Consider the following 11,960-nt stretch of genomic DNA (forward strand, 5'->3'; position numbering starts at 1 on the left):
GCCCCGCGCGGCCAGGGCGACGGTCTCACGCTCCCAGTCGGTCAGCTCGACCGGCCCCGCGTTCGGCACCGCGCCGAGCGGCTGGGTGACGTACCGGTCGACGCGCTTGCGGGTGATCGACGGCGCCGGCAGGACGTCGCCGCGCGCGGCCACCTGGACCGCGTGCGGAGACCGGCCATCAGGCCGGTGCTGGTGGCAGGGCCTCCACCGGAGGGGTGCAGGTCACGCCCCGGGTGCTTCGGTGGTCCGCGCAAGGGATACTGGGGATGACCGTATGCGGCGAAACCCGTCTCAAATCACCCGCAGGGGCGTCACCGCGGGTTCGCCGTGCCCTGCTGCCCGGTGCCCGGCTGCGGCATCGCCGCACCGGTCGGCAACACGGCGTCCCACACGTCCTGATGCACGGAATGGGGGCCACTGATGTGCCGCTGGATCGCCTACTCGGGCACCCCCGTGCTGCTCGGCCAGGTCCTGCTCCAGCCGGAGCACTCCCTCATCGACCAGAGTCTGCACTCCCGTATGGGCGTGGAGACGACCAACGGCGACGGCTTCGGCGTCGGCTGGTACACGCAGGACACGGCCACACCAGCCCTGCTGCGGGACATCGGCCCGGCTTGGAACAACCGCAACCTGCAGGAAGTGGCTCACCACGTTCGCTCGGGTCTGTTCTTCGGGCACATCAGGGCCACGACCGGGACGGCTGTGCAGCAGAGCAATTGCCATCCCTTCCGAAGCGGTCGCTGGATGTGGATGCACAACGGGATGATCAGTGATTTCCCCCGGCTCCGGCGTGACCTCGCCCTGGCCGTCGAACCGGCTCTCTACCCGGACATCGAGGGCTCCACCGACTCCGAGCTCATGTTCTACCTCGCTCTCAGCTTCGGCCTGTCGGATGATCCGCCTCGTGCCGTGGCGAGGATGGCGGGCTTCGTCGAGGCGACCGGACACGCGCACGGCGTCACGTATCCGCTGCAGATGACTGTCGCGGTGAGCGACGGCGAACGCGTCTGGGCCTTCCGCTACTCCAGTGAAGGCCGTTCCCGGTCGCTGTACTTCAGCACCAAGGTGGACGCTCTGCGCGCACTCCATCCGGACGTCTCGTTCCTGCGGGACATCTCGGATGCGACTCGCCTCGTCGTCTCGGAACCTCTGGGCGATCTCACCGGTGCCTGGAACGAGGTGCCGGAGAGCAGTTACGGCATCGTCCAGCCGGGTGGGGGCGTGCTCGGTGCCTTCCGGCCCGATCCTGATCCTGTCCGTCCGGCCTGACCGGATGTGGCGCGGCGCGCGCCTGCGTCGCCCGCCGTTCTCCCGGAAAGGTGTTGTCAGCCGTGGGCTGCGAATCTCCGGTCCGTGGGCACCGCGGAGCCGTGATCAGCTTCGGCCCGTGAACAGCCGGCCCAGCGCCAACCGCGCGACGCGCGACCAGTCCGCCGGCGCTCCGCCGCCCCGCAGCGCGTGAGGACGGCGGCGCGGCACACGTACCCGGAGCACCCCGGGCGCGCTGCGGCACACGACGGGGGAGGGCAGGACGACGTGTTCCCCGTCGATGCCGACGGGGAGGGCGTCCGTGTCGGCCTCGACGACGACTTCCCCGGCACTCAGCCGGACGATGCTCCCGGAGCGGGGACCGCGTACGATCCGCGCCGCCTGGGCAGTGTTGCCGACCCGTACGCACACCAGGCCGAGCCGCCCCGAGTCCAGTCGCTCCCTGCGTCCGGGACGGACCACGTCGACGGCACGTCCGTAGGGGTTGTTGCTCACCAGCAGCGCCTGCAGCCCTTCGAAGAACGTGCCGTCGGCCCGTGCGCGCAGACCGCGCGCGTCCTCGCCGGTGAGGAGGCCCGGGAGGGCGTGCAGGGTGGTTCTGGCCTTGGCGTCCCGGTAGGCGGGGTCGGTGACAACGGACGCGTACGTCCCGAAGGAGGCGTTGTTGACGAAGACCCGGTCCGCCGCGTACCCGAGGTCGATGCGGAGTTCGACGCCGTCGGTCAGGGCCTGAAGGGCCGCGGCCGGATCGTCGCGATCGAGGCCGAGGTCGAGGGCGAAGTGGTTGCGGGTGCCCGCGGGGATCACCACGAACGGCAGGTCGTTGCGCGCCGCGACCTCCGCCACCAGGGCCTGGGTGCCGTCCCCGCCCGCCACCGCCAGCAGATCGGCCCCTTCCGCGACGGCCTGCCGGGCCAGTTGGGCGACGTCTTGGCCCGCGTCGAGCAGCACCACCCGGCAGCCCGCCGCCCGCGCCCTCTCCGCGAGCTGGAAACGGCCCACCTTGCCGCCGCCGGAGCGCGGGTTCATCAGGATCCAGGGAGCTCTGGGTGCCGTGACGACAGCCTCCTCGGCTGCGGTGCGACCGGGTGACGAGGCGGTGCGCGCCGCCATGACGGCCAGCGCCCACAGGGCCAGTGACACCAGAGCCGGCCCCAGCATGCCGGACGCGGCGAACAGGGCGAGCACGGTGACCGGCGCGGCCACCGACAGCGATGCCCCGACGACACGGAGCACACCGGTGTGTGCCAGGGCCCACCACAGGCCGATGGCGGCGAGTGCGAGCCCCGCCAGGCCGGTCATCACCCACAGCACACTGCGCAGACCGGCGGCGACGAGCGGCACCAGGATGCTCGCGAGGAGGGCGAGGAGGGCGATGCGGGCCAGCCCGGCGCCGCCCTCGCGCGCGTTCGCGGCTCCCGGCTGATCCGTCCGGCTCGTGTGGCCTTGGTGTCGCACCACGCGTCGCCCCTCTCACTCCTCACGTCCCCGGGCATGCACCGGGGTCTGCCTTCGCAGGCCCCGCGCGCCGTGCCCGGGGCCGCGCGTCACAGGTCGCGACGGGTGCGCTCCCCGGACAGGTCGAAGAGGTCGCCGCGCTCCACCACGCACAGGGCCCAGATGATGAAGCCCGAGATGGTGATCATCACGAGCGACCACAGCGGGTAGTACGGCATGGAGAGGAAGTTGGCGAGGATGACCAGTACGGCGATCGCCACGCCGGTGACGCGTGCCCACGTCGCGGTCCGGAGCAGTCCCATGCTGACGATCACGGCGATCACGCCCAGGATGAGGTGGATCCAGCCCCAACTGGTCAGGTCGAACTCGAATATGTAGTTGGGCGTCGTGACGAAGACGTCGTCCTCGGCGATGGCCATGATGCCCCGGAGGAGGTCGAGCAGGCCGACGAGGAAGAGCATCACTGCGCCGAAGACGGTCAGGCCGGTCGCCCATCCCTGCTTCGTCGTGTCTGCCGGGCGGGTGTGTGTCGCGGTCATCTTGCGCCTCGTTTCGTGGTGTGCGGATGCTCAGCTACCGGGGGTGCGGGCGGCGGGCCCCGCAGGCTCCGCCGGGCCGTGACCGGACAGGACCAGCTCCTTCGCCCTGCGGAACTCCTCGTCCGTGATGGCGCCCCGGTCCCGTATCTCGGACAGCTTGGCCAGCTCGTCGACGCTGCTCGTCCGGCCGTCGGTCGCGGCGTCCCTGATGTAGGCCTTGAACTCCTCCTGCTGCGCACGTGCCTGCGCCACCTCCCGGCGGCCCATGTTCTTGCCGCGGGCGATCACGTAGACGAACACGCCCAGGAAGGGCAGGACGATGCAGAACACCAGCCAGCCGGTCTTCGCCCAGCCGCTCATCCGGTCGTCGCGGAAGATGTCGGTGATGATCCGGAACAGCAGGACGAACCACAGGATCCACAGGAAGAAGACGAGCATGCTCCAAAAGGCTCCCAGCAGCGGATAGTCGTACGCCAGGTAGGTCTGCGCGGTCATGTGTCCTTCCTCCGTCCCCGGGCGGCGGCCCGGTCAGTGCCATCTTCAGCGTGCCCACGGCAGGCGCCGACGGCCTCACCCGGCGCGGGTGAGTGCCGAGCGGCTGCCCTCCGTGGCCCGCGCGGACGCAGGCTCATCGCTGTCCGTGCGGTGGGCCCGCGGAGTGTCCGGCCGGGCCGCGGGACCGGGTCGTGATTCACCGGCTCGGGGCCGGCGCACGGCCGGCCGGCCCGTCGGCGGCCGCGAGCACCGCCAGGACCACCAGGGCAGCCAGGGAGACACCGATGACCAGCGCCACCGCGGCGACCGTGGGGTGGTTCCACAGCACCAGCGCCAGCACTCCGGCCGCGATGACGGCGCCGGTGGTCCATGCCTGGTGGTCCGCCAGCCAGCGTCCGGTGGACCCTGTGCGCATCCCGGCTCGGTGCAGCGCCAGGCCGGCAGCCGTCGTGCCCCGGTGTGTCGCCGCGCGGACGGCTCGGGCGGGGCGGCCGGGACCGTACAGGTAGGCGACCAGCGCCGTGATCACCGAGACGACCAGCAGGGTGCGGGTGCTGTCGCGCAGGAAACGGACGAAGGTGTCGTAGATGGCCGCCGCCGCGTCGGTGGGCAGCGTCGCGGGCGGGACCGAGTCCAGGTAGACCCGCCTGACCACGGCCAGTGCGACGAGCAGCAAGATCATCATGAGGCCGACGCCCACGGTGGTGACGACGAGCATCACGCGATGTGCCGGGTTGGTCCACACGGCGAGTGCGGCGAGCACGATGGTCAGCACGGGCAGCCAGGTGCCGAGGATGTCCAGCAGCCGCATCGCGTCCTGTGCCTTGCCCAGCTCCTCGCTCTCGAACAGCGTGATCGTCCGGTCGGTGTCCGGGATGGCGGCCGCCTTGTCGAAGCCCTCGTCGACGAGGCGCTGTCGTACCTGGTCGACCACCTCCCCGAGGTTCAGCTGGACGGCACCGCCCTCGGCGCGCAGGGCGCCCTGGCGGTCACCGGTGAGCATGTTAACCACCGCGGCGTGCGAACGGCGGTTGGCGCCCTCCCACACCTGCTGGAAGACGTCACTGGTGATCACGCGGGTGACGGTGCGGTCCACGACGGTCCTGACCGCGTTGCGCAGCGGTCCCTCCAGGGCCTTGGCTCCTTCGACGACGCGGGGTGGTGCCCCGGCGTCCTGGAGGGTCTTGGCGAGCGAGTCCGTCACCGCCGCGACATCCACGTTGTCCACCACGCGGTCGGTGAGCCGGTTGATCACGACGTCCTGCACGGCCGGCTCGGACGCCAGCGGCGCGACGGTCTCGACGTACCGGTCGGTGTCGGAGACCGTGGCCTGCACCCAGGCCGCGACGACGGCCAGGGGCGCGAGGAGCAGGGCCATCAGGAGCAGGACCGAGGAACCGGCCCGGCGCAGCCGCCGGTGGCGCACCGCAGCGTGGCGGCGCAGTCGCTCGTATTCCGCTCGTTCCTCGGCGGTCATGACGTGGGTCGGATGCGCGGCTGCGCCGGGGTCCGGCGGCTCCGGGGTTGCGGCGGGGTTCATGGGTGCCTCGTTTCGGTGTGTGCCGCCCCGGCGCGACGGCCGCCGCTCGGGGGCACGAGGGGGAGGCCGGCGCACGTGACCGGTTGCGCCGCACGCGCCTGCCGGAGCTGTCGGGTGCGGTGGTCAGACCGCCGCGTCGGGGGTGCGCGGCCTCGCGGTGCGGGGTTTGCGGAGCGCGGCCCGCCAGGCGAGGGCGACCGCCGCCTCTCCCAGGCCGAGCAGGACGAGCCACAGCCCGAGCAGCCGGGTCAGGGCACGGGCCGACTCGGCGGGCAGGGTGAGGACCACGATTCCCGCGACGACGCCGAGCACCGCGGTCCCCAGGACGACGCCGCGGTGCGGCAGGTCCTCGACGGCGAGGGCCGTGTAGAGGGTGAGGATGCCGGACACCAGCCAGACCATCCCGACGACCAGCGAGAGCACGGTGATCGTCTGCAGCGGGTCCCGCAGGCACAACACTCCGGCCAGGACGTACAGCACGGCCGTGAGCAGCCCGGGGAGCCGTTCGTGCCCCGTGCGCGCGAAGACGGCCACGAACCGGAACACGCCGGTCACCAGGAGGTACAGGCCGAGAAGGACGGCCAGCACGTGCAGGGTCGCCTGTGGCCAGACCAGGATCAGGACACCCGGCACCAGCGTCCCGACGGCCGAGGCCATGAGCCAGGTCCACGAACGGCCGAGCCGCGCCAGCATGTACGCGGAGTCGCCCGTCGGACCGGGGCCGGGCTCCTCGGACCGGGGTTCCTGCCCGGCGTGCGACGCCGACATGGGCATGGTTCCTCCTCGCGTGATGGGGCGGTCGCATCCGGCGGCCGGCGGGGGCGGTGTGGGAGGCATGGCCACTCCACGGTCACGCCTGTCGCCGCGTGCCGGGTCACCCATCACGGGTGATCCGGCGTCACCGACGTGACCGTCTCGTCCATGACCGGCAGGCCGGGCGTCGCATCGCCGAGGCGACGGCGCGGCCCCGCACGCGGACCCACCTTCGGCAGAGCGGAGCCGGGCCCGCTCACGCGCTACGGGCCAATGTGCGGGGCGTCGCCGACACGGGTCCAGCCTGCTGGAAGCCGCCTGCCGCTCGGGGCGGTTCACAGCGGAGCGGTGCTGGGGGTTCCGCCCGGCTCCTCGAGAACGGCCGCCCGGCCCGCACCGCGCCGTGCACGATCCGGTCACTCGGGAAGCTGCCGCATCTCCAGCACCCGCAGCCCGAGTGACTGGCAGCGGGCCAGCAGACCGTACAGGTGTGCCTCATCGACGACAGGGCCGTACAGGACCGTCTGGCCGGACATCACGACGTGACCCAGCTCCGGAAAGGCCCTTGCCAGCGTTTCCGACAGCTGTCCCTCGACTCGGATCTCGTAGCGCACGAGCTGTCCTCCCACGGACTGCCAACGGATGGAGGGCACCCGCTCCTGCGATCGTCGCCTCCCCGCCTGTGCCGGGCATCACCCGGTGGAGGTGACCCTGAGACCGGTGGCGGACGGTGCGGGCCGGCACGTCGTCAGTGCGTCAGTACGAGCTTGAGGAAGATGATCAGCAGACCGAGCACCAGATTCACCGACGCGGTGGCGGCCATCAGCCGAGCGGAGGCCCCGGCGCGGCGTGCCGCGGTCACGGACCAGCCGACCTGGCCCGCCACCGCGACGGCAAGGGCCAGCCAGAGCGCACCGCGCACATCCAGACCCAGGAGCGGGCTGACGGCCACTGCGGCGGCCGGCGGGAAAGCGGCTTTGACGATCGGCCACTCGTCACGGCACACCCGCAGCACCACCCGGCGGTCCGGCGCCCGCTGCGCCAGACGTGCCCCGAACAACTGGGCGTGTACGTGGGCGATCCAGAACACCAGGCTGGTGAGCAACAGCAGCAGCACCAGCTCGGCGCGGGGGAAGGAGCCCAGGGAGCCGGCGCCGACCACCACGGAGGCAGCGAGCATGGATCCGTACACGCCTCCGGTGTAGTCCGCGTGCGCACGACGCTCGGCGCGGCGCGTCTTGCGTGCCGTGGTCGGACGGGTGGTGCTGGACACCTGCGGCTCCTTCCGGCTCAGCGCGTGGGTCCGCTTGCCGCGCCCGAGGCATCGGCGTCCGGCTTGCGCGGGCGGCCGTTCCGGGCGGTCGGCAGGTGCGGTGTGACCAGGAAGCTGGCCAGGGCGATGCCTCCGGTGGCCAGGATCGCCGCCTTCAGGCCGTTCAGCTGCGCGGAGGCGTAGGACTGCGTGACGGCGTCGACCTCGGACGGCGGCAACCCGGCACGTTCGGCCGCCGAACGCACCTGATCGGTGGAGACGAAGGTGACCCCGGCCTGGAGCGCCACACCGACCTGCTCACGCGTTTCCCGCGAGAGTCCGGGGTCGTCCGCCACCTGGGTGGTGAGGGCGTGCGCCAAGGCACCGATGAGGATCGATCCGATCAGCGCGGTGCCCAGCGCGGAGCCCAGATTCTGCGCCGTGAACTGGAGCCCTCCGGCCTCACTGCGTTCCTCCTCGCCGACGCTGGACTGGACGACGTTGCCCAGTTGCGAGGCGAGCAGGCCGACGCCCACGCCCAGCAGGGCCATGGCCCCGGCGAACTGCGCGTCGTCGATGACCGGGTCGATGGTGGCCAGCAGCCACACGATGGCCGCCGACAGGATCGCCAGGGCCAGCCGGACCACTCGGCGCGGCCCCCACACCCGCCCCAGCGAGGACCCGCACAGGGAGGTCACGAGCATGGCGGCGGACACCGGGAGCAGACGCAGGCCCGTTTCGAAGGCGTCGAATCCCTGCACCACCTGCAGGTACAGCGGGATGGCGAAGAACAGGCCCAGCAGGATGAGGTTCTGGCTCAGCAGCGTCATCAGGCCCGACCGCAGCACCGGCCTGCCCAGCAGCGACAGGTGGATGAGGGGGTCGGCGCCCTGGTTGTCTCGGTGCCGCTCCCAGGACCGGAAGACGGCCAGGACGGCCACTCCCGTCCCGACGACGAACAGTGTCGGGGCGAAGCCGAGAACGGTGAAGGGCGGGTTGCGCGGCTGTACCCAGCCCCAGCTGCTGCTCTGCAGCACACCGAGCACGCACAGCGCCAGTCCGGCCGCCGAGAGCACGGCTCCGACCCCGTCCAGCCGGGGGCGCTTCCCGGCCGGGGCGGGTGTCGCGATCACGCGGCGGCACAGCAGGACGGCCACGACGATCACGACCTCGCCGGCGAAGACCAGCCGCCAGGTCAGGTATGTCGTCACCCAGCCGCCCAGCAGCGGGCCGACCGCGATCCCGGCGCCGGCGAGGCCGCCGATGACCGCGTAGGCGACGGCCCGGTCCCGCCCCCGGTACGACTCCGCGACCAGGGCGGCCATGGCCGGCAGCACCATGGCCGCTCCGAGCCCTTCGATGACGGACCAGCCCAGCGTGAGGACCCACAGCGTGGGCGCCACGGAGGTCAGGGCCGACCCGGCGCCGTAGACGACCAGTCCGAGCAGGAACATGCGGCGCCGCCCGAGGATGTCCCCGAGCCTGCCGCCGATGATCATGAAGGCCGCCATGACCAGCGCGTACAGGGTGATGACGGCCTGGATGGCCGTGACCTCCGTGTCGAAGTCCTCGACCAGCTGGCTGATGGACACGTTCATGACGGAGGTGTCCAGGACCATCAGGAACTGAGCCGTACCCAGGACGGCCAGAGCCCTCCAGTGCTTCACGGTGTCCACCTCACGCAGTCGGCTCGGCAGTCGGCGGAACCGGCGCAGCGTCCCGCGTCCTGCCGCCTCCCCCCATCGCATCGGGAAGTGAGGGCTTCGTGCCTCACCCGCCACGGGGGAAGGATGTGCTTCCTGGTGTCCCGCTCCTCGGGGAGGACGCGATCGGAGCCTTCCGGGCCGACGTGTCACACCAGCCCGAGGTCGCGTGCGCGGCGCACCGCGTCGCTTCGCCGGTTCACCGCCAGCTTCCGGTAGACGCTCTTGAGGTGGGTCTTCACCGTGTTCTCGGACACGTAGAGGTCGGCGGCGATCTCCTGTGTCGACATCATCCGGGCCAGCCGCTCCAGGACGTCATGCTCGCGTCCGCTCAGCGCCGCCGCGACAAGCGGCTCGGGTGCTGACTCCGCGCGGGCCTGGTCGTCGCGACGCGACGGGCCGGGCGTGAGCCAGCCCGCCGCCAGCTCCTGCAGCGGTGCCGTGGCCAGGAGATGCGGGAGCCACTCTCCCGCATCGAGGAACGGGCGTCGCAGCCGCTCGCGCCGGGCGTCCAGCAGCGCCCGCGCCACGAGCCTGCGGGCGGTGGCGGTGTCTCCCGTGCCCTGCGCGGCCTGCGCCCTCACCAACGCTGCCCTCACCGTCACCGCAGGGCCCGGCCCGTTCTGGGCGCGGACGTCGTCGAGCAGGTCGATGGCCGCTCCGGGCCGCCCCGCGGCGAGCTGGAGCGCCGCCGCCTCCACGGCACATGCCGGCTGGTCGCCGGACACGCCCTGAAGCGCCTCGGCGGCTTGGTCCGGCCGTCCTTCGGCCAGGTGGGCGGCGGAGGCGACAAGTGCTTCGTGCCCTGAGGCCCAGGGTGAGGGCACGGCGGCGAAGACCGGCGAGTCCGCCGCCTGGACGGCGGCTCGTGCCTTGCCCTGGGCCAGCAGCAGACGAGCGGCGACCAGGGCGTGTCCTGCCGCCGGCACCGGATCACGCGTTACCGAGGGGAGCTGAGCCGTCTCGTCCAGGAGTGCCTGAGCGCGGGCCAGTTCATGACGGTCGACCGCCACGGCGGCCAGGACCAGCCGTGCGATGCCGGAGCCGGACGGCTGGTCCAGGCCCAGCTGCTGAGTCTCGGACTCCGCCGCGAGGGCCTTGCGTTCCGCACGGCTGAGCCAGCCGTGCAGATAGTCGAGCAGAGCCAGGTGCCCCATCGACTCTCCCCGGGGCAGCACCGTGGCCGCCGCGCCGGGAGTGCCGGCCGCGGTGGTCAGGGCAGCGCGCGCGTCCTCGAAACGCCCAGCCCACAGACGGGCCGATCCCAGATGTGTCAGCAGCAGGGCAGCGAGCTCGGGATGCTTGTCCAGGAGGTGGGCCGGGACTTCCCACCACAGCTCATCAGCCGCTTTCGCGGCCTTCTCGGCGTCCTGGGGGCATCCGGTCAGCCGGGCTGCCAGCGCCTCGAGCAGCACACAGCTGAGCTGCGCGGCTGCTGGGTCGGGCGCCGTCTCGGACACCGGTTCGGCGGCGTCGGCAGCCAGCCGCTCCCCGGCGTGACGCAAGCAGACCACACCACGGTCCACGTCGCCCTGGGCCAGCTCGCGGGCCGCGCGCACGAGGTCCGTGGCGGGGCTCCGGGCCCCGGATCCCATGCGGGAGAACAACCGGACCAGGTCCGCTGAGCACAGGCCCGAGAAGAGCTGGCCGATCGCCAGGTCGTCGACGAGGGCCCCGGCGGCGAGGTCCCAGTCGCCCGCGGCGGAGCCGTGGGCGAGTGTCTCGGGCAGCGATCCGGCACGCCGCAGCCAGCGCGCGGCCCGCCGGTGCAGTTCCGGCTCCAGCCCCGGCAGGCGCACCCGGAGATGGGCCCGGAGTATCTCCTGGAACAGCGGGTGGAGCTGATACCACGAGTGCCCCAGGTACTCGACGAACGCGTTCTCGCGGCAGAGCCCGGCGATCAGGGGCTCGGCGTCGGTCCGCAGGGTCAGCGCGTCGGCGAGAGCGGGGCAGAAGCGTTCCAGGACGCTGACGCGCAGCAGAAGATCCTGCGTCTGTTCCGGCTTCCCCTTGAGGACCTCCGCCAGCAAGAAGTCCGCGATCGTACTGCGGTCCGCCTCGAACTCCTTCAGGTAGCGCTGCGGGTCGGCGCTCTCCCGAGCCGCCAGAGCGGACAGCCGCAGGCCGGCGGCCCAGCCGCGGGTGCGGTCCACCAGGGCGCGTGCGGCGCAGACCGGAAGGCTCAGGCCATGCAGCTCCAGCAGTGCGGCAGCCTCCTCGGCGGTGAAGGCCAGCTCCGCGGCACGGATCTCCGTCAAGGCGCCGGCCGCCCGGTAACGGTGCAGCGGCAGCAGCGGTTCCGTGCGGGTGACGAGGACCAGGTGCAGCCCGCGCCCGGCGTGGTGCAGGACGAACTCCAGCTGCTCCGCGACCTGCGGGGCGGTGACCCGGTCGTACTCGTCGAGCACGATGACCACGGGCTGATCACGGTCGTTCAGTTCGGTGGCGAGCGCCCCCAGCAGCCTGGTGTCCACCCGGGAGGCGTCCGCCGGGAACCCGGCCGGGCCGGGCGTCAGCGCGCCGCAGGCGCGCAGCGCCTGGATGACGTACGCCCAGAACACTCCAGGTCGCCAGTCCCCCACCGCGACCGTGAGCCAGGCGACCGGCTGGGGCAGGCCGGCGGCCCACTCGGTGGCCAGCAGGGTCTTGCCCGCGCCGGCCGGCCCGTTGACCAGTGTCAAAGGGGTCTGCAGAGCCTGATCGAGGTGCTGCACCAGTCGCCGGCGCCGCAGGTACGTGGGGGGTGTCGTCGGCAGCGTGATCCGGGCGCGCAGAAACGGCTCCCCCAGGGGATCGGTGCGCAGGACGGCCGGACCGGCCGATCGTGGATCGCCCTCGTCGATCTCCGCCACCGCGCTCACCACCACCGTCCACCACTGTCCGTCAAGATCAGGTCATGGGCTGGGCCTCTTCGTCCAGTATCCCAGTCCTCCTGCACTCGCGCGCGGGTG

At 72.2% G+C, this 11,960-nt stretch carries 10 protein-coding genes; 1 reads left to right on the forward strand and 9 read right to left on the reverse strand.

Annotated elements, in window-relative coordinates:
- Positions 1 to 420: 420 nt before the first annotated feature.
- Entirely contained in the window at positions 421 to 1,269 is an 849-nt protein-coding gene (locus CCN42_RS36335) for a class II glutamine amidotransferase (protein ID WP_086741596.1), read from the forward strand.
- 105 nt (positions 1,270 to 1,374) lie between these two features.
- On the opposite strand, the gene CCN42_RS36340 is transcribed toward CCN42_RS36335, so the two are convergent.
- From CCN42_RS36340 to CCN42_RS36380, 9 genes are all read right to left on the reverse strand, one after another.
- The gene (locus CCN42_RS36340) at positions 1,375 to 2,727 is read right to left on the reverse strand and encodes a diacylglycerol/lipid kinase family protein (RefSeq protein ID WP_422641246.1); all 1,353 of its coding nucleotides are present in this window, start codon (positions 2,725 to 2,727) and stop codon (positions 1,375 to 1,377) included.
- An 89-nt stretch (positions 2,728 to 2,816) separates the two neighbouring features.
- On the reverse strand, positions 2,817 to 3,266 hold the full coding sequence (locus CCN42_RS36345) for a DUF7144 family membrane protein (protein WP_086741597.1): 450 nt from the start codon (positions 3,264 to 3,266) through the stop codon (positions 2,817 to 2,819).
- A 30-nt stretch (positions 3,267 to 3,296) separates the two neighbouring features.
- Positions 3,297 to 3,761, reverse strand: coding sequence for an SHOCT domain-containing protein (locus tag CCN42_RS36350; RefSeq protein ID WP_086741598.1), 465 nt, complete (start codon positions 3,759 to 3,761; stop codon positions 3,297 to 3,299).
- Positions 3,762 to 3,957: 196 nt separating this feature from the next.
- A complete protein-coding gene (locus CCN42_RS36355) occupies positions 3,958 to 5,301 on the reverse strand; it encodes a hypothetical protein (RefSeq protein ID WP_086741599.1) in 1,344 nt (447 codons plus the stop codon).
- A 123-nt stretch (positions 5,302 to 5,424) separates the two neighbouring features.
- On the reverse strand, positions 5,425 to 6,075 hold the full coding sequence (locus CCN42_RS36360; protein WP_086741600.1) for an HdeD family acid-resistance protein: 651 nt from the start codon (positions 6,073 to 6,075) through the stop codon (positions 5,425 to 5,427).
- 395 nt (positions 6,076 to 6,470) lie between these two features.
- On the reverse strand, positions 6,471 to 6,668 hold the full coding sequence (locus tag CCN42_RS36365; protein ID WP_086741604.1) for a hypothetical protein: 198 nt from the start codon (positions 6,666 to 6,668) through the stop codon (positions 6,471 to 6,473).
- Positions 6,669 to 6,802: 134 nt separating this feature from the next.
- A complete protein-coding gene (locus CCN42_RS36370; RefSeq protein WP_086741601.1) occupies positions 6,803 to 7,327 on the reverse strand; it encodes a hypothetical protein in 525 nt (174 codons plus the stop codon).
- 17 nt (positions 7,328 to 7,344) lie between these two features.
- A complete protein-coding gene (locus CCN42_RS36375; RefSeq protein WP_086741605.1) occupies positions 7,345 to 8,973 on the reverse strand; it encodes an MFS transporter in 1,629 nt (542 codons plus the stop codon).
- A gap of 185 nt (positions 8,974 to 9,158) precedes the next feature.
- The gene (locus CCN42_RS36380) at positions 9,159 to 11,876 is read right to left on the reverse strand and encodes a winged helix-turn-helix domain-containing protein (protein WP_086741602.1); all 2,718 of its coding nucleotides are present in this window, start codon (positions 11,874 to 11,876) and stop codon (positions 9,159 to 9,161) included.
- Between the last annotated feature and the right edge of the window lie 84 nt (positions 11,877 to 11,960).

It is taken from the genome of Streptomyces glaucescens (assembly GCF_002154375.1).
Lineage (GTDB): Bacteria > Actinomycetota > Actinomycetes > Streptomycetales > Streptomycetaceae > Streptomyces > Streptomyces glaucescens.